Below are 16,077 nucleotides of genomic sequence, written 5' to 3' on the forward strand. Positions count from 1 at the left end.
GACGCGGTTCGGGAGATCGTTCCGCCATGCATTCGTCAAGAGGGCCGCGCGCCGACCCGGCGTTGATCGTCGTCGGCGGGGCCATGGCCGTTTTCGTCGTGGTCGCACTCGTCTGGTGGCTCTCGGATACGCCGCTCGGCGTCGATTCGGCGGTCTACCGGGCAGGCGGATTCGCCGTGGTGCACGGGGAAAGCCTGTATTCGCCGCTGCGCGCGCTCCCCGAATGGGCGCCGGAGCTCCCGTTCACGTATCCGCCGTTCGCCGCGCTGCTGTTCACCTCGCTGACCGCGTTGCCCGCTCAGCTGTCCTGGGGCCTGCTCGCACTGGCCGCCGCACCGTCGCTGTACGTCGCGCTCCGGCCGTTCGCCCAGCGGGCCCACCTTCCGCTGCTGCTGCTCGGCGCTTTCGCGCTGCAACCGGTGTGGCAGACCGTCGGCCTCGGGCAGGTCAACCTCGTTCTCATGGCCGCCGTGGTCGCGGACATGGTCCTCCTGCGTGATTCGCGCTATCGGGGGATCGTCATCGGGCTCGTCGCCGCCGTCAAACTGATCCCGCTGATCTTCCTCGTCCACCTCCTGGTGGTCAGGAGGACCGCGGACGCCGTCCGTGGGCTCGCCGCCTTTCTCTGCGCGACGACGTTCGCGATGGTCGTCCTTCCTGCGGATTCCGCCCGCTACTGGACTTCGGCGATCTTCAACGATCACTTCGCCGAGATGAAGGGCTGGGTGGGGAACCAGTCATGGCAAGGTTTCGTCGCGCGGACCGTCCCGGAAGGACGGACGGCCACGGTCGTGATCGTGGCGTTCGGCGCGCTATGCGCGGCCGCGGCGATGTGGCTGGTGCATCGGCTGCACCGCGAGGGGGACGACCGCGCCGCGTTGCTGGTGACGGCGGGTTGCTCTCTGCTGCTCAGCCCGATCTCCTGGACCCACCATTGGGTGTGGGTGGTGCCCGCGCTCGGCCTTCTCGTCGCCAGGGGAGGCCACAGGACGGCGCTCGTCGTCGCCGTCCTGTTCACCGGATGGACGGTCGCGGTGGTCCCGAACGGGGGAGGAGCCGAACGCGACTGGAACGGCGTGGAGGCCGTCATCGGCAACGCGTACCTGATCGCCGCCCTTGTCGCGGGGCTCGTCCTCCTCTTCAAATGTATAACGACCTATACGGCCTGGCGGCGTAAAAGATCGCAGCTACTCGGCAATGCCGAGGAAAAAATCCTTGACGTCGGCAGCCAATAGATCCGGAACCTCCATAGCCGCGAAGTGGCCGCCACGGTCGAATTCCGACCAGTGCCTGATGTCGAACAACCGCTCGGCCAGTGGGCGGACGGATTGCGTGATGTCGCACGGGAGCACGGCGACGCCGAGCGGCACGCGGCAGGGGAGGTTCACCTTTCCGGCGTCGTGGTGCAGCCGTGCGGACGAAGCCGCGGTGGCGGTCAGCCAGTACAGCGAGACGTCGGTGAGCATGCGGTCGTCGTCGACCGGCGTGCGCGGGTCCGTCCACTGCGCGAAACGCTCGGCGATCCACGCCAGCTGGCCGACCGGTGAGTCGGTCAACGCGTAGCCGATGGTCTGCGGTGTGGCGACCTGCAGGGCCTGATACGGCGGGCGATTCGCCATGAGCTGCCTCACCTTGTCGAGGCGGGCTTCGTCCTCTTCGGACAGTTCGAGGCCGGCTTCGGGATCGGGCCGGGTCGGCAAGTAGTTCACGTGCACGCCGACGACGTGCTCCGGTGCGACTGCGCCGAGCGCTGTCGAAATGCCCGAGCCGAAGTCGCCGCCTTGGGCGCCGTAGCGCTCGTAGCCGAGTCGGCGCATCAGCTCGGCCCAGGCCCGGGCGATCCGCTCGACGCTCCAGTCGCGTTCATGGGTCGGCCCTGAGAATCCGTAACCTGGGATCGAGGGGATCACCAAGTGGAAATCGCGCGCCAGCGGCTCGATCATGCCCAGGAACTCGAGGAACGATCCGGGCCATCCGTGGGTGAGGACCAGCGCGAGGGCGTCCGGGTTCTCCGATCGGACGTGGACGAAGTGGACGTTCTGGCCTTCGATCTCTGTGGTGAAGTGCGGCAGCTTGTTGAGTTCGGCCTCGTGGGCGCGCCAGTCGTAGCCGGTTCGCCAGTATTCGGCGAGTTCTCTGAGCCGGGCGAGCGGGAAGCCGTAGTCCGAGCCCGCGTCGGCGACCTCGTTGGGCCAGCGGGTGCGGGCGAGCCGGTCGGCGAGGTCGTCGAGGTCGGCCTGGGGGATGTCGATGTGGAAGGGCTTGATCACGGCGGATCTCCTCGGTTCGTTGGGTCGCTAAACGTTTGGTGACCCAACGATACCGCAATCGTTCGGGCGCCCAACGATTCGTTAGACTCGTCACATGGACGACCCCTCGGAACCGCGTGGCGGCTGGCGAACGCTGCCCAGCTGGCTGCTCACCCAGACCGCGAACCACGCGCATCGCCTGGTGACCGATGGGTTCTCCGCGGCCGACGCCCGCGGCTACCACTACCGCGTGCTGGCGACGCTGGACGAGTTCGGGCCTGCCAGCCAGGCTGCGCTGGGCCGGCGGAGCGGCATCCACGTGAGCGAGATGGTCGCGACGATCAACGAGCTGGCCGAGCGCGAACTGGTCGAGCGTGCCCCGGATCCGGCGGATCGGCGGCGCAACGTCGTCTCGCTGACGACGGCGGGCAAGCGGCAGCTGCGACGGCTGGAGAAACAGCTGGCCGAACGCCAGGAAGAACTGCTGGCACCGCTTTCGTCCGACGAGCGGAAGCGGTTCACCGATCTGCTGTCGAAGTTGCTGGATCACCATGACCGGCGAAGCGGTGAGACCGGCTAGAACCCCTGAGCGGAAGCCAAAAACGCCTGACGGGCGTCAGAAGTGCTGTGCTGCGGCCAAAGGGCCTGCAGCGGTACATGGACGGCCGGGTGCAGCTCCCTGACCATGACCGCGCCGCCCGCCGCCGGCCCGGGTGGCGCGGTCACAAACGCGACCGCGTCGCTGTCGAGGACGGCGGTGACCGGTGGCGTCCCCTGGATGGGGTTGCGCCGGACGCGTGGTTCGAACCCCGCGTCGCGGCAGAGGTTGACGAGCAGATCGGTGTATCCGGACCGGCCGGGGTGGCCCCAGACGGTGATCTCTTCGCCGTCGAGGTCGCTCAACCCGAGATTCTCGCGGTCGGCGAGGCGGTGACCGGCAGCGACGGCGACGTTGAGCCGCTGCCGGATCAGGGTGGTCCCGACCAGTCCGTGGGCGAGGGTCAGCGCGCGGCCGAGGCCGAGGTCCAGTTGTCCGCCGAGCAGTTGTGCGACGAGTTCGTCGGGATAGCGCTGGTTGACGTCGATGACGAGGTCGGGGTCGGTCTGGTGTTTGCGCAGCAGGGCGGTGACCTCGTCGCCGGTGACGGCGGGGGTGTGGCCAACTCGGAGTCGTTCCGGTTCGCTTCGGCCGATACGGCGGGCGCGCTGGACGGCGGAGTCGGCGATGCCGTGGAGGAGGTGGGCATCGGCGATCAGTGCCTGGCCGGCGGGGAGCACGGTGACCCCGGTGGCGCTTCGCTCGAGGAGAGGGACGCCGACTTCCCGCTCGAGCGTGCGCACCGAGGTCGACAGCGCCTGCTGGCTCAGGTGCAGCCGGGTCGCCGCGCGGGTGAAGCTGCCTTCTTCGGCGACGGCGATGAGGTGGTTCAGCTTGTACAGGTCCAGGCCCACCCTGGGGTTCCCCTTCGTTTCCGGTCTACGGCGTCTTGGTCAGCGTAAGGGTCAGCGCGTGGTGTAGCCGCCGTTCGGGAACATCGTCTGGCCGGTGAACCAGCCGCCGTCGGTGGCGAGGAAGCGGATGATCGGCACGATGTCCTCGATCTTCGTCAGTCGTCCGCCCTTGGCCTGGGACTTGTGGAATTCGACCCGCTCGGGGGTTTCCTGCGGGTAGAAGAACGGGGTGTCCATCGGGCCGGGGGCGACGACGTTGACCGAGATGCCGCGGTCGGCGAACTCCTTGGCGGCGGCCCTGGTGAAGTGTTCCAGCGGGGCTTTGCCGCCGGCGTAGGTGGAGTAGCCGTCGGTGAAGGCCGCGAGCAGGGAGGTGCCGAGGCTGATGATCTTGCCGTTGTCGGAGAGGCGCCGTCCGGCTTCCTGGATGAAGAAGTAGGCGGCTTTCGCGTTGACCGCGAACATGCGGTCGTAGTCCTCTTCGGTGGTTTCGAGGATCGGCTTGCGCAGGACCATGCCGGTGGTGTTGACCGCGATGTCGGCGCCGCCGAAGGTGTCGACGGCGGTGTCGAAGAGGCGGCGGACGTCGGCGACCTTGGTCAGGTCGCCCTGGACGGCGACGGCTTCGGAGCCGGAACCGCGGACGGCCTCGACGGTCTTGTCGGCGTCGGCCGCGGAGGCGTCGCCGTGGTAGTGGACGACGACCTTGGCGCCGGCTTCGCCGAGTGTGGTGGAGAGGAGTCCGCCGAGGTTCTTCGCGCCGCCGGCGATGATCGCCACTGTTCCGTTCAGGTTCTGTTCGCTCATGACTTCGAACGTAGGAGCCAGGGGCGGGGGCTGGGAAACACAAGATCGAGGTGGGGTCACAAGCGCGGTTTGTGGGCTTTCCCACCTGCGTGGAGCTGGGAATCTCCAGGATCGAACGGCGAGATGACTTCACATTGTGGACACTCTGATCGTGCTCCGAGAAGTCGACGACCTTGATCAGCCCGCTGCCCCCGAGGAGGCGTCCCGGCAGGGCCGTCCGGCGCGTGTGTTCGAGAGAGTCCTCGACAGACTGGCGCGGTCGCCTTATCCGAGGGCGATCCTGCTGTATCTCGTGATCCGCACGGCGAGTGTCCAGTTGCTCGATCTGCTGGCCGCCCGGCGCGGCGCCACGTTGACCGATCGGCTGACAGCGTGGGACGGGCAGTGGTATCTGCGGCTGGCGGTCCATGGGTACGCGGATCTGCCGGGGACGCTGGACGCGGCGCGGCAGCCGTATCCGGACGCGCCGATGGCGTTCTTCCCGTTGTATCCGAAGCTCGTCGGTGCGGTGATGTGGCTCGGGCCCGATGTCGTGACGGCGGCGCTGACGGTGTCGGTGCTGGCGGGGCTGGTGCTGGCGTGCGGGCTGATTCGGATCGGGCGGGCCGTGTCGCCGGATCGGGGTGACCGGACCGGGTTGCTGCTGGTGGCGTTGTGGGCCGGTGCGCCGATGGCGATCGTGTTCTCGATGGCCTACACGGAGGCGGTGTTCTGCGCGCTCGCCGTTTGGGCGCTGGTGGGTGTGCTGGAACGGCGTTGGTTGCTGGCCGGTTTGTGTGCTTTCGGGGCCGGGTTGTCGAGGTCGACGGCGGTGGTGCTGGTCGCGGTGGTGGTCGTGGCGGCGTTGATCGAGGTCTTCCGGCGTGGTGAGAAGCGCTGGTGGGCGCTCGCGGGTGCGGTGATCGCTCCGTTGGGGGTGGCGGGGTATCTGGGGTTCGTCGCGTACCGGACGGGGAGTTGGACCGGCTGGCAGGACATCGAGTTGCGGGGTTGGAACACCGAGTTCGACTTCGGTGCGGAGACCGCGGATTCGGTGCTGGCGCGGTTGACCGGGGACGAGTCGGTGTTCAGCACGCTGACGGTGTTGCTGCTGCTGGGTGCGGTGGCGTTGGTGCTGGTGGCGGCGTTCATCCGGGTGCCGTGGCCGTTGACGCTCTACGGGGCCGGGGTGCTGTTGCTGGCCATCGGCACGCGGGGGCTGCCGGACGCGAAGATCCGGTTCATCCTGCCCGCTTTCCCGGTGCTGGTGCCGATCGCGATCGGGTTGTCGAAGCGGCGGACGGTGACGGCGGTGGCGGCCGCGGTGGCGTGGGTAGTGCTGGGTGCGTGGTTCTCGGCGCACGCGCTGACTGCGTGGCGGTACGCGATCTAGGTGTGAAACACGCCCTAGCTCGCCTGCCGGGTGCGGTGGTCGGCGACGTGGACCCTGGTGGCGCAGCGGGTCGAGCAGAACCGTCGGCGGCCGTTGCGGGAGACGTCGACGTAGACGGTTTCGCAGCCTTCGCGTGAGCAGACGCCGAAACGGTCCGGGGCGTCGCAGACGAGGTGTGCGAGTCCGCCTGCGGTGTAGGCCCGGACCCGGGGTGCGGTGCCGGCCTGTGCGTCGACGTAGTGCAGGTGGGGTGCTTTGCCGTCGTGGGTGGAGATGTAGGGCTTGGACGCGGAGTCGTGGAGCAGCGCGTTGACCAGGTCGACGCGGGTGTCCGGGTCGGCTTCGAAGACGCGTCGGAGTCTCTTGGTCCAGGCGACGATTTCGGTCGCTTCGTGGTCCTGTACGGCGGAGACGGTCATGCGATCCTTGAAGATCGCGGTGAGCGTGGCCGGGTCGGCGGCGTCGCCCAGGTTGACCAGCTCGGCGGCGATCTGCGCGGCCGCCCCGCCGTAAGGGTTGAAGTGCATTGACTCATTACAGCACGATCGGGGTATGGAAGCGAACAAGTGCCCGCGGTGCGGCTGGCCGCTGGCCGAACTGCCTGGAAGCGCGACGACGTCTCAGCGGGTCTCCCAGGGGAGGCTGGAGTACGTCCGGTGTCTGTGCGGGAGCTGGCTCGCGCGGGTGGACGGTGTGGTGATCGGGGCGACGAGGTCGCAGCTGGGGTCGGCTCGGCTCTGATAGGGGGTCGTGAGTGTTTTGGTCGTTAGAGCCAAGGGTGTCTTAAGCACCTACGCGGTGCGCAGTTGCGGCTGATCCAACCTGCGCGGGTAGGCACTAGCGGAGTGGTGTGGGCTGAAGGCTCCCTTCACCGAGTCTGATGCGGCGAAAGGAGCCTTCGCCCCCGGTCGGCTACAGGGATCGGCGGTTCGGTCGCAGGTGCCGCCCTTGCTCAGTTCTGCAGTACATGAAGGCCCCCTTCCTTGCGCTAGACGCAAGGAAGGGGGCCTTCATGTACTAACGACCAAACACCCGCTCTAGGTGTAGTAGCCCTCGACCGGGACGCGGGCCTCGTCGTACAACGCCGGACCCTCCAGGCGAACCGGCGGCGCCGTGGCCGGCGGTTTGAGCGCGGTGACCTGTTCGCCGGAAAGAGCGAACACGACCCGTCCCAGGCCCGAGCGTTCGATGGCGCCCTGGCACATCCCGCACGGCTGGCAGCTGGTGTACATCGTGGTCGCCGCGGCGACGGCGGGTTCGAGTTCGCGCGCGGCCCACACGGCGAGTTTCAGCTCCGGGTGCAGGCTGATGTCCGATTGGGACACCGTGGTGTTGTGGTCCTCGGCCAGCACTGTCCCGTCGGGGCCGACGAGCAATGAGCCGAAGGGCGGATCGCCGTCGGCGCGGGACTTCGCGGCCAGTTCGATGGCGCGGCGGAGGAACTTCTCGTCTTCGTCGGTCATGATCAGTCCTGTTCGGTTCGGTAGCGGCCCAGTTCCCAGTGGGCGGCGACGGTCGCCAGAGCCTGCCACGCGGATTCCGGCCGCAGGGTCTCTTCGGGATCACCGGAGAACGGGTCGAGGACGACCGTCTCGGCGCCGAGGTGGCGAAGCCGGTCGAGGTCGTCGACGATCTGCTCGATCGTGCCTTCCCCAGCGGCGCGATCGGGTGTGGTGACCGGGCGTTCGGTGACGTTCAGCAGGATCCGCGGCGTGAACGCGGGGACCGGCCGGTCGTGTGCGTCGGCGATGGTCTTGACCCTGGTGAGCGCTTCGGTGAGCCAGGGGAGGGTGGCCCGCAGCGGATGCCAGGCGTCCCCGACCCGGACGGCGCGGCGGATGCCGGCGTCACTGTTGCCGCCGACCCAGATCGGGATGTCGCCGGCGCGGTAGTCGGCGTCGTCGGCCCAGGCCTTCCGGACGGCGTCGAGGTGGTCGTCGGTCAGCCGTCCCCGTTTCTCGAACGGGACGTCGAGTGCTTCGAACTCCTGGCGCGCCCAGCCGGACGCGACGCCGAGCACCAGCCGTCCGCCGCTGAGCTGGTTCAGATTCGCGGCCATGCGGGCGATCAGCAGCGGATGCCGGTACGGGACGATGAGCACGGTGGTACCCAGTCGGATCCGGGTCGTCACACCGGCGAGCCACGACAGCGTCGTGAACGGTTCGTAGAACGGCGCCGGGTACTGCTCGGCGACGTCGGGGGTGATGGCGACGTGATCGGACACCATGAGCAGGTCGTAGCCGAGGCCTTCGACCGTGGTGGCCCAGCCGCGGAGGATCCCGGGGTCGGTCCCCGGGCCGAAGTTCGGGACGTTGACACCTATTCGCACAGGTCAAGGCTATCGGCGAGGCGGAAACCCGGGAAGGGATCTTTCCCGGCGTATGACGGCTTCCGCCGTGGATCTGCCGGTATTCTGGCCGGATGGCCGAGACTCTCGACGCGACCGACTGGGCGATCCTGGTGGAGCTCCAGAAGGACGGACGCCTTCCGCTCACCGAGCTGGGCAAGCGGGTCAGCTTGAGCGCGTCGGCGACGACGGAACGGGTGAAGCGGCTGGAGTCGGCCGGGGTGATCACCGGTTATCGCGCCGAGGTCGACCTGGAGAAGGCCGGATACGTGGTGCTCGCGGTGGTGCGGTTGAAGTATCCGGGCAGCAAGCACGGGCCGTTGCACAAGCTCCTGGCCGAGCGGACCGAGATCCTCGAATGCCTCCGCACGACCGGCGACGACTGCTATTCGCTGAAGATCGCGGCCCCGTCGATGGGGCGGCTGGAGGAGATCGTCAACGAGCTCGCGCTGTTCGGGAGCACGAACACCAACATCGTCTACAACCAGACGTTGCCCTATCGCGGGCCGCAGGGCCCGTGACCGCACCGGCCACGGGCCCTGCGGATCACGCGGTCTCCCAGAGCCCCATGACGTTGCCTTCCGTGTCCTTGAAGTACGCGGAGAAACCCATGTCGCCGACCGCGGTCCGGCCGACGAGCGTCGCGCCGCCCTGCTTCTCGATGACCGCGAGCGTGTCGTCGACGCTGTCGACGTCGAGCACGATCACCGGGCCCGACGCGGGGCTGAACTCCTTCGCCAGCATGCCGCCGTTGATGTAGCCCGGCTCCGAGGGCATGCCGGTCTCGGCGGTCGGCCCCGAAGCGACCATCGTGTAGTCCATCCCGGGCATCGTGTCGGCCTTCCAGCCGAAGACCTCCCGGTAGAAGCCGCGTGCGCGTTCGCCGTCCTCGAACGGAATCTCGAAATGCACGACCCGTCCGGCCATGGTCATCAACTCCTGTCGTGGCGTCGGATTCGGAACGCCACCAGCCAATAACCGCCGGACCTGGCGCGCTAGAGGACTTCGCCCTCTCCGAACCACCGGCGCAACGCCTCGGCCAGCTCGTCCTGGTCTTCGCCCACCCAGGCCACGTGTCCGTCCGGGCGCAGCAGTACCGCGGGTACCTCGAGTTCCTCGCTGGTGTCGACGACGTGGTCGACCCGATCCGCCCAGCCTCGCGCCGAGAGCGAGCCGGTCTGGTCGAGCAGCAGGCCGCGGCCGCCGCGGGTCAGTCCGTAGAGGTGGCCCTGCTTGAGCTCCAGATCCCGCATGCGGCGGCCGAGCAGTTCGTGTCCCTCGCCGAAGTCGTAGCGGATCGCGGTCGCGGTGATCTTCTCGGTCAGATACCGGCTGACGTCCTCGAAGTCCATCAGTTCCGCCAGTAGCCGCCGGACCGCCTGCGAGCCCGGATCGAGCGACATCAGCTGCATCTGCGCGCGGGTGTTGTCGAGTACCGCTGCGGCCACGGGATGCCGTTCGGTGTGGTAGGTGTCCAGCAGGTCGTCCGGCGCCCAGCCCTTGATCGCGCCCGCGAGTTTCCAGCCGAGGTTGAAGGCGTCCTGCACGCCGAGGTTGAGCCCCTGCCCGCCGACCGGCGGGTGGATGTGCGCCGCGTCGCCCGCCAGGAACGCGCGTCCCGCCCGGTAGCGCTCGGCCAGCCGTGTCGCGTCGCCGAAGCGGGAGAGCCAGCGTGGCGAGTGCACGCCGAAGTCGCTTCCGGCGACCACTTTGAGCTGTCGTTTGATCTCGTCGAAGGTCGGCGGGATCCGCGGGTCCTCGGCGAGGCCTTCGGCGGGCACGCCGACCCGGTACACCCCGTCGCCGATGGGGGAGAGGCCGAACCGGAGCTGGGTCTTGCGGACCTCGGTCATCACGGCGAGCACCGTTTCCCAGTCCTCGGTCAGTTCCATCTCGCCCAGGAGTGTCTCGGCGGTGGCGGGCTCGCCGGGGAAGTCGATCCCGAGGAGCTTGCGCACGGTGCTGCGGCCGCCGTCGCAGCCGACGAGGTAGCGCGAACGCAGCCTCGTCCCGTCGGCCAGTTCGACGTCCACGCCGTCCTCGTCCTGCGTCAGGCCGACCACTTCACAGCCGCGCCGGATGTCGACGCCGACCTCGGCGGCATGGTCGATGAGCAGGCGGTCGGTGACGGTCTGGGGGATGCCGAGGATGTAGGCGTGCGCGCTGTCCAGCACGGGCGCCGGTTTGATGATGCCCGCGAAGGAGCCGCCGACCGGATACTTCTTGCCGTGTTCGAGGAAGCGCTCCAGCAGACCGCGCTGGTCCATCACCTCGATACTGCGCGCGTGCAGGCCCATCGAGCGGACGACCTTGGACTGTTCCGGATCCTTTTCCAGGACGACGACCTGCACGCCGTGCAGTCGCAGTTCGGCGCCCAGCATCATGCCGGTCGGTCCGCCGCCGGCGATGATCACGTCGATCAAGAGTTCCCCCGATTGTCGAGCTCGTGTTGTCCGGCGGGGGATTCTGCGGCATGACCGGGGTCTTGCCGCAAGCCCCCAGGTGCGTTATACGTTAGAAGTGGCAGGGAGAGTCGATCTCTCTGCCGTTGTCGTTTTCAGTCCGCGGTGGACGGACAAACCCCCGTTGGAGGCAGCAGGGCATCGCTGTGACCTGTGACGAACTTGTTCGTAACGAACATGTTCGCTACAGTGGTGGCATGGCACCTGCGAAGAGCCGCCGGGAGCGACCGGCCAAACCCGCGCTGACCCGCGACGGCATCGTCGCCGCCGCGGTCGCGATCCTGCGCGAGGAAGGCCTGCGCAAGGTCACGATGCGCCGCCTGGCGCAGGAACTCGACACCGGCGCGGCCTCGCTCTACGTCTACGTCCGCAACACCACGGAACTGCACGCGGCGATCCTGGACGAACTCCTCGGCACCATCACGCCGCCGCCGGCCGAAGGCTCCTGGCGTGACCGGCTCGAACGGCTGCTCACGGCCTACACCAAAACGCTGCTGGAGTACCCCGGTCTCGCCCTGTCCGCGCTGGTGGCCCGCCCGAGCGGCGAGAACTACCTCGGCCTGGTCGAGAACCTGCTCGCCCTGCTCGCCGAGGGCGACGTGCCCGCCGAGCGGCGCGCCTGGGGGATCGACATCCTCCTGCAGCACGCGACGTCGACCGCGGCCGAACACGCCGAGCAGGACTCGCCGGACGACTGGGACGCACTGGCCCGCGCCGTGCGGGACGCCGACGAGACGACCCACCCCCAGATCGCCGCCCACGCGGCCGACCTGCTCACCGGACGGCCCGAGCAGCGGATGTCGTGGGGACTGCAGGTGCTGATCACCGGAATCACGCACACCGGCCTGCCGCCGGAAAGGAACCCGACATGACCACACACCACCCGATCGCGATCATCGGCGCCGGCCTCGGCGGACTCACCCTGGCCCGCGTCCTGCACGTCAACGGCATCGAAGCCGCGGTCTTCGACCTCGACGCGTCGCCGTCCGCCCGCACACAGGGCGGCATGCTCGACATCCACGAGGATTCCGGACAGGTCGCGTTGCGCGCCGCCGGTCTCCACGACGAGTTCCGCACGCTGGTGCACACCGGCGGCGAGGCCATGCGCATCCTCGACCGGCACGCGGTCGTGCACCTGGACGAGACCGACGACGGAGACGGCGGGCGCCCTGAAGTCGCCCGAGGCGACCTCCGCGACCTGCTGCTCGGCTCCCTGCCCGACAGCACCGTGCGCTGGGGCGCCAAAAGCACCGGCGCACGCCCGCTCGGCGACGGCAGGCACGAGGTGACCCTGACCGACGGCACATCGTTCACCACGGACCTGCTGATCGGTGCCGACGGCGCGTGGTCCAAGGTCCGCCGCCTGGTCTCAGAGGCCGAACCTGCCTACGAGGGCATCTCCTTCGTCGACATCCACCTCCACGACGCCAAGGAACGCCACCCCGCGAGCGCCGCGCTCGCCGGCGACGGCATGTTCTTCGCGCTCGGTGCGGACAAAGGACTTCTGGGGCACCACGACAGCACCGGCAGCCTCCACGTGTACATCGCGCTCAAGATCGCCGAGGACTGGATCTCCACCATCGATTTCAGCGACACCGTTGCCGCGAAGGCCACCGTATTGGACCACTTCGACGGCTGGGACGCCGGTCTGCGCGCCCTGATCACCGACGCCGACGGCGAACTGATCCCTCGGCTGATCCACGCGCTGCCCATCGGTCACCGCTGGGATCGGATACCCGGTGTCACCCTCCTCGGGGACGCCGCCCATCTGATGTCGCCGTTCGCCGGCGAGGGCGCCAACCTCGCGATGCTCGACGGCGCCGAACTCGGCCTCGCGCTCGCAGCGCATCCTGGCGACGTCGAAGCCGCACTGAAGGCCTACGAGACGGAACTGTTCCCGCGCAGTGAGGCGTCGGCGGCGGAATCCGCCGAAAGCCTCGTCCTCTGCTTCACCGAAGACTCCCCGAAGCCGTTGCTGGAGCGCTTCGCGTCCTACCGCTGAGCCGACCCCGCCGGCTGGGAGCGCCTGGCGTAGGCGCGGGCGGCACGGGCCCGGTCGCCGCAGCGCACGGAACACCACTGGCGCCGCCCGTTGCGCAGGAAGAACCGCGTGCACGGCGGGGAACCGCAGGCCGCGATCCGCTCCGCGTCCGGCCCGGTCAGCAGATCCGCGGCGTTGGCGGCGAGGGTCGCCAACGCGTGCTCGACGATCTGGGTGATCGGATGCGACGCGGTGCGGTACAGCCCCCGGGCCGGGTCCCAGCGCAGCAGTTCGGCGGTGGGCGCCTTGCTCAGCGCCTCGTTGACGGCGTTGAGCGCGCTCTGCGGAGCCGGATCCGAACAGGAACGCGACGCGAGCAGGATCCGCACCTGCTCACGCAACGAGCGGACCAGGCCGGCGCACAGCTCCTGAAGACCGGCGTCGACCGGGGCGAGGCCCCGTTCGGCGAGCCAGTCCGTCGCGGCCGCCGGAGTGCCGAGCAAATCGGTGAACTGGCCGCCGGGCAGCGCGATCGTGGTGTTGGCGAGCGCCAGCGCGACGTACTGCTCGGCGCCCGGGGCAGGAGGAAGGGCAGCGGTGTCGTCCACGTTCTCATGGTAGGCGCTGAGTTCATCCATGAGAACTCTCACGGAAGTAGTTGCGGTCTTCCGTGACAACTGGATAAGGTCACTCACGGAAAGAACAATACCTATCCGTGAGGTGAATGATGAACCAGATCAGCGACCAGCTCTCCGTCCAGGTCTTCGGCGGGCCGACCGCCCTGATCGAGTACGGCGGCCTGCGGTTCCTGACCGACCCGACCTTCGACGAGCCCGGCCACTACCCGAGGCCCAACGGGAGACCCGGCCTCACCAAGACGGCGCCGTCGTCGGCGAACCCCGCGGACCTCGGCCACCTCGACGCCGTCCTGCTCTCCCACGACGAGCACCCGGACAACCTCGACCACTCCGGCCGGAAACTGCTCGCCGACGTGCCGCTGACCCTCACCACGGCCAGCGGGGCGGGAAGGCTTGGAGGCACCGCGAAAGGGCTGGAGAACTGGGAAACCGTCGAACTGGACCGGCCGGGCGGAGGAGTCGTGACCGTGACCGCCGCACCCGCGGTCCACGGACCTTCAGCGGACAAGGTCAGCGGTGACGTCGTCGGCTTCGTGCTCACCGGCGACGGCCTGCCGACGGTCTACGTCAGCGGCGACAACGCCTCGCTCGACGTCGTCCGGGAGGTCGCGGAACGATTCGGGCCGGTCGACACCGCCGTGCTCTTCGCCGGGGCCCCGCGTCTGAAGCCGGTCTTCGACGGCGCCCTGCTCGTCCTCGACAGCGAGCTTGCCGCCGAGGCGACACGCATCCTCGGCGCCCGCACGGTCGTCCCCGTGCACATCGACAGCTGGAACCACTTCACCGAAGGCCGCGACGAGCTGGTGGCCGCGTTCACCACGGCCGGGCTGGCCGATCGGCTGCGCCTGAGCCGGGCTTGATCGTCTACGTTCGGGGGACGCCGACGAGAAAGCGAGCACCGCCATTCCCTCCGCCACGCTGAGCATCCCCACTCCCGACGGCCGGTCCGACGCCTTCGCCGCCTACCCCGGGCAAGGCGGAACGCATCCGGGTCTCCTCCTGTACCCGGACGCGTTCGGGCCACGCCCCGTCCTCTGGGACATGGCCCGCGAACTGGCCGACCACGGCTATTACGTCCTGGTTCCCAATGTCTTTTACCGGCACCGCCCGGCGCCGGTGTTCGACCTTCCCGACCACATCACCGCCGAGCATCGACCCGCGCTGTTCGGCCAGATCATGCCGCTCATCGAGGCGCACACCACCGAACGCGCCCTCGGCGACGCAGGCGCCTACCTCGACTTCCTCACCGCTCAGCCCGAGGTCGGCGCCGGACCCGTCGCCGCGATCGGTTACTGCATGGGCGCGGTCCTCGCGATGCGCACCGCGACGGCCCATCCCGACCGGGTCGCCGCCATCGCCGGATTCCACCCAGGCGCCCTCGTCACCGACCAACCCGACAGCCCGCACCGGCAGATCCCTGGCCTCACCGCGAAAGTGCACCTCGGCCTCGCCGAGGGCGACATGACACCCGAGGCGATCGCCGAGATCAGCCGCGCGTTCGACGCCGCCGGAGTCGACTACAGCTGCGAGATCTATCCCGGCACGGTCCACGGCTACACGATGTCCGACACCGACGCCTTCGACGCCGCCGGATCGCGACGCCACTGGGAGCGGCTGTTCGCCCTCCTTGAAAGCACGTTCAAGGCGTGAGTTCTTCTGGGCGACAGCGCAATCTCTCCGTGACGCGGTCGAGCGGGGAGGATTCGGGACGTTGAGCGCCCCAAACCCTCCCCGCTCGAATCACCTGACCGGTCCGACTTGACTGCTCGGCGTGCCAGGTGTCGACGATGTGGGAATTGGGACGTTGAATGTCCTAATTCCCACATAGTCGGGGGCCGCACGGGTCTCGAAGCTTGATCAACGGAGGATTCGGGACGCTCAACGTCCCGAATCCTCCGTTGATCAAGCTCCCGCCCAGCGGGCGGGCAAATACAGGTCCACCAGAACCGTCCTTGCCACTCACGACCACCCAGCGGAGTGCTAGGTCAGGGCGCGGCCGACGGAAGATCCATGATGCCGGTGGCCTGCGACCAGACACAACGCCACGTGCCGCCGGCGTCGGTGTACACGTCGGTGTGCCAGGCCTCGTGCCGCGGGATGTCCGCGCCGTCGACGGTGAGTTCGACGAAGCACCGGTAGCGGAGGACGACGACGTCGGTGCCGACGATGGCGTCCACGTCACCAGTCAGCTCCAGTTCCCGGTAGACGACCCGCCCGGTGGTCAGGAGATCCAGGTACTCGGCCTTCGTCCACACCGTGCCGGTCGGGTTGCACAACCGGTACTCCTCGGTGTGCAAGCGATCGTAGGTGCCGCGATCCACGTCGAGGAGACATCGGATCCGATCCCGCTCGGCCTTGATCACCCGGCCGGCCACATCGTCAGTCATACCCGCTCCTGTTCACTCGTTCTTGGTCACGGCGAGGACAATCCGGTCGGCGGCCCACAACGCGACGCCGATGACGCCGGGCCAGGTCAGCCCGACGGCGATCAACCCGGCCCCGACGCCGAGGAACAGCGCCGTTTCCAGGACGAACCGGATCGACTCTGCCAGCACGACGCGTGCCTTCTCGGCGAGGAACAGTCCCCAGAACACCGCGACGGCGAGCGGAGCGAGGACCACGGCCACCCACCGCCATCCGTCCGGCCCCAGCCGCCAGGCGACGACCGCCGCACCGGTCAGCATGGCGAGTTCGAGGAGGAACCGCACGATCAGCGCGGCACCGCGCACACCGTGGAGTGGTTCGGACAGCTGCTCGCTCATGGCTTCC

Annotated in this window: 20 protein-coding genes; 9 read left to right on the forward strand and 11 right to left on the reverse strand. The window is 68.6% G+C overall.

All coding sequences use genetic code 11. From position 1 onward, the window contains the following. Window positions 1–26: 26 nt before the first annotated feature. On the forward strand, window positions 27–1,235 hold the full coding sequence (locus AMK34_RS04285; protein ID WP_073843049.1) for a glycosyltransferase 87 family protein: 1,209 nt from the start codon (window positions 27–29) through the stop codon (window positions 1,233–1,235). On the opposite strand, the gene AMK34_RS04290 is transcribed toward AMK34_RS04285, so the two are convergent. Beyond that, window positions 1,188–2,270, reverse strand: a complete 1,083-nt coding sequence (locus AMK34_RS04290) for an epoxide hydrolase family protein (RefSeq protein ID WP_073843051.1) — start codon at window positions 2,268–2,270, stop codon at window positions 1,188–1,190. The genes AMK34_RS04285 and AMK34_RS04290 overlap by 48 nt on opposite strands. Before the next feature lie 94 nt (window positions 2,271–2,364). On the opposite strand from AMK34_RS04290, the gene AMK34_RS04295 reads away from it, so the two are divergent. Further along, a complete protein-coding gene (locus AMK34_RS04295; RefSeq protein WP_073843053.1) occupies window positions 2,365–2,829 on the forward strand; it encodes a MarR family winged helix-turn-helix transcriptional regulator in 465 nt (154 codons plus the stop codon). Here the strand turns inward: AMK34_RS04295 and AMK34_RS04300 are convergent. Both AMK34_RS04300 and AMK34_RS04305 read right to left on the reverse strand, forming a co-directional pair. After that, window positions 2,826–3,701 carry a LysR family transcriptional regulator gene (locus tag AMK34_RS04300; RefSeq protein ID WP_038513596.1) on the reverse strand — a complete coding sequence of 292 codons (876 nt, stop codon included), beginning with the start codon at window positions 3,699–3,701 and terminating at the stop codon, window positions 2,826–2,828. The genes AMK34_RS04295 and AMK34_RS04300 overlap by 4 nt on opposite strands. Window positions 3,702–3,752: 51 nt before the next feature. After that, a complete protein-coding gene (locus tag AMK34_RS04305) occupies window positions 3,753–4,508 on the reverse strand; it encodes an SDR family oxidoreductase (RefSeq protein ID WP_073843055.1) in 756 nt (251 codons plus the stop codon). Window positions 4,509–4,659: 151 nt separating this feature from the next. On the opposite strand from AMK34_RS04305, the gene AMK34_RS04310 reads away from it, so the two are divergent. Continuing rightward, on the forward strand, window positions 4,660–5,880 hold the full coding sequence (locus tag AMK34_RS04310; RefSeq protein ID WP_241832676.1) for a hypothetical protein: 1,221 nt from the start codon (window positions 4,660–4,662) through the stop codon (window positions 5,878–5,880). Between the two features lie 14 nt (window positions 5,881–5,894). On the opposite strand, the gene AMK34_RS04315 is transcribed toward AMK34_RS04310, so the two are convergent. After that, a complete protein-coding gene (locus AMK34_RS04315) occupies window positions 5,895–6,407 on the reverse strand; it encodes a CGNR zinc finger domain-containing protein (RefSeq protein ID WP_073843059.1) in 513 nt (170 codons plus the stop codon). 25 nt (window positions 6,408–6,432) lie between these two features. On the opposite strand from AMK34_RS04315, the gene AMK34_RS04320 reads away from it, so the two are divergent. Beyond that, window positions 6,433–6,621 carry a hypothetical protein gene (locus AMK34_RS04320; protein ID WP_037337860.1) on the forward strand — a complete coding sequence of 63 codons (189 nt, stop codon included), beginning with the start codon at window positions 6,433–6,435 and terminating at the stop codon, window positions 6,619–6,621. Window positions 6,622–6,917: 296 nt separating this feature from the next. Here AMK34_RS04320 and AMK34_RS04325 read toward each other — a convergent pair whose 3' ends face one another. Together AMK34_RS04325 and AMK34_RS04330 are read right to left on the reverse strand one after the other, a co-directional pair. Then, on the reverse strand, window positions 6,918–7,343 hold the full coding sequence (locus AMK34_RS04325) for a nucleoside deaminase (protein ID WP_037337862.1): 426 nt from the start codon (window positions 7,341–7,343) through the stop codon (window positions 6,918–6,920). A 2-nt stretch (window positions 7,344–7,345) separates the two neighbouring features. Continuing rightward, a complete protein-coding gene (locus tag AMK34_RS04330; protein WP_073843061.1) occupies window positions 7,346–8,209 on the reverse strand; it encodes an LLM class flavin-dependent oxidoreductase in 864 nt (287 codons plus the stop codon). Window positions 8,210–8,301: 92 nt separating this feature from the next. Here AMK34_RS04330 and AMK34_RS04335 point away from each other — a divergent pair, with 92 nt between their 5' ends. Further along, window positions 8,302–8,748 carry an Lrp/AsnC family transcriptional regulator gene (locus tag AMK34_RS04335; RefSeq protein WP_073843064.1) on the forward strand — a complete coding sequence of 149 codons (447 nt, stop codon included), beginning with the start codon at window positions 8,302–8,304 and terminating at the stop codon, window positions 8,746–8,748. Window positions 8,749–8,773: 25 nt separating this feature from the next. Here the strand turns inward: AMK34_RS04335 and AMK34_RS04340 are convergent, their stop codons facing one another. Together AMK34_RS04340 and rox are read right to left on the reverse strand one after the other, a co-directional pair. Next, window positions 8,774–9,154, reverse strand: a complete 381-nt coding sequence (locus tag AMK34_RS04340; protein ID WP_038523413.1) for a VOC family protein — start codon at window positions 9,152–9,154, stop codon at window positions 8,774–8,776. Between the two features lie 68 nt (window positions 9,155–9,222). After that, window positions 9,223–10,650, reverse strand: a complete 1,428-nt coding sequence (gene rox / locus AMK34_RS04345) for a rifampin monooxygenase (RefSeq protein WP_073843066.1) — start codon at window positions 10,648–10,650, stop codon at window positions 9,223–9,225. Between the two features lie 236 nt (window positions 10,651–10,886). Here rox and AMK34_RS04350 point away from each other — a divergent pair, with 236 nt between their 5' ends. Next, entirely contained in the window at window positions 10,887–11,561 is a 675-nt protein-coding gene (locus AMK34_RS04350; protein WP_073843067.1) for a TetR/AcrR family transcriptional regulator, read from the forward strand. Then, window positions 11,558–12,691, forward strand: a complete 1,134-nt coding sequence (locus tag AMK34_RS04355; protein ID WP_073843069.1) for an FAD-dependent oxidoreductase — start codon at window positions 11,558–11,560, stop codon at window positions 12,689–12,691. Before AMK34_RS04350 ends, AMK34_RS04355 begins: the two co-directional genes overlap by 4 nt. On the opposite strand, the gene AMK34_RS04360 is transcribed toward AMK34_RS04355, so the two are convergent. Then, window positions 12,682–13,308 carry a CGNR zinc finger domain-containing protein gene (locus AMK34_RS04360; protein ID WP_038513573.1) on the reverse strand — a complete coding sequence of 209 codons (627 nt, stop codon included), beginning with the start codon at window positions 13,306–13,308 and terminating at the stop codon, window positions 12,682–12,684. The genes AMK34_RS04355 and AMK34_RS04360 overlap by 10 nt on opposite strands. 89 nt (window positions 13,309–13,397) lie before the next feature. Here AMK34_RS04360 and AMK34_RS04365 point away from each other — a divergent pair, with 89 nt between their 5' ends. Both AMK34_RS04365 and AMK34_RS04370 read left to right on the forward strand, forming a co-directional pair. After that, window positions 13,398–14,168, forward strand: coding sequence for an MBL fold metallo-hydrolase (locus AMK34_RS04365; protein ID WP_143202331.1), 771 nt, complete (start codon window positions 13,398–13,400; stop codon window positions 14,166–14,168). 43 nt (window positions 14,169–14,211) lie between these two features. Then, window positions 14,212–14,958 (forward strand): dienelactone hydrolase family protein, encoded by a 747-nt coding sequence (locus AMK34_RS04370; RefSeq protein WP_073843072.1) that lies wholly within the window; start codon window positions 14,212–14,214, stop codon window positions 14,956–14,958. A 335-nt stretch (window positions 14,959–15,293) separates the two neighbouring features. On the opposite strand, the gene AMK34_RS04375 is transcribed toward AMK34_RS04370, so the two are convergent. Both AMK34_RS04375 and AMK34_RS04380 read right to left on the reverse strand, forming a co-directional pair. Continuing rightward, the gene (locus tag AMK34_RS04375; RefSeq protein WP_073843074.1) at window positions 15,294–15,695 is read right to left on the reverse strand and encodes a nuclear transport factor 2 family protein; all 402 of its coding nucleotides are present in this window, start codon (window positions 15,693–15,695) and stop codon (window positions 15,294–15,296) included. Window positions 15,696–15,707: 12 nt separating this feature from the next. Then, complete coding sequence (locus AMK34_RS04380) at window positions 15,708–16,070, reverse strand: YrdB family protein (protein ID WP_073843076.1); 363 nt, start codon at window positions 16,068–16,070, stop codon at window positions 15,708–15,710. Window positions 16,071–16,077: the final 7 nt, after the last annotated feature.

This window comes from Amycolatopsis sp. CB00013, from assembly GCF_001905755.1.
Classification (GTDB): Bacteria; Actinomycetota; Actinomycetes; order Mycobacteriales; family Pseudonocardiaceae; genus Amycolatopsis; species Amycolatopsis japonica.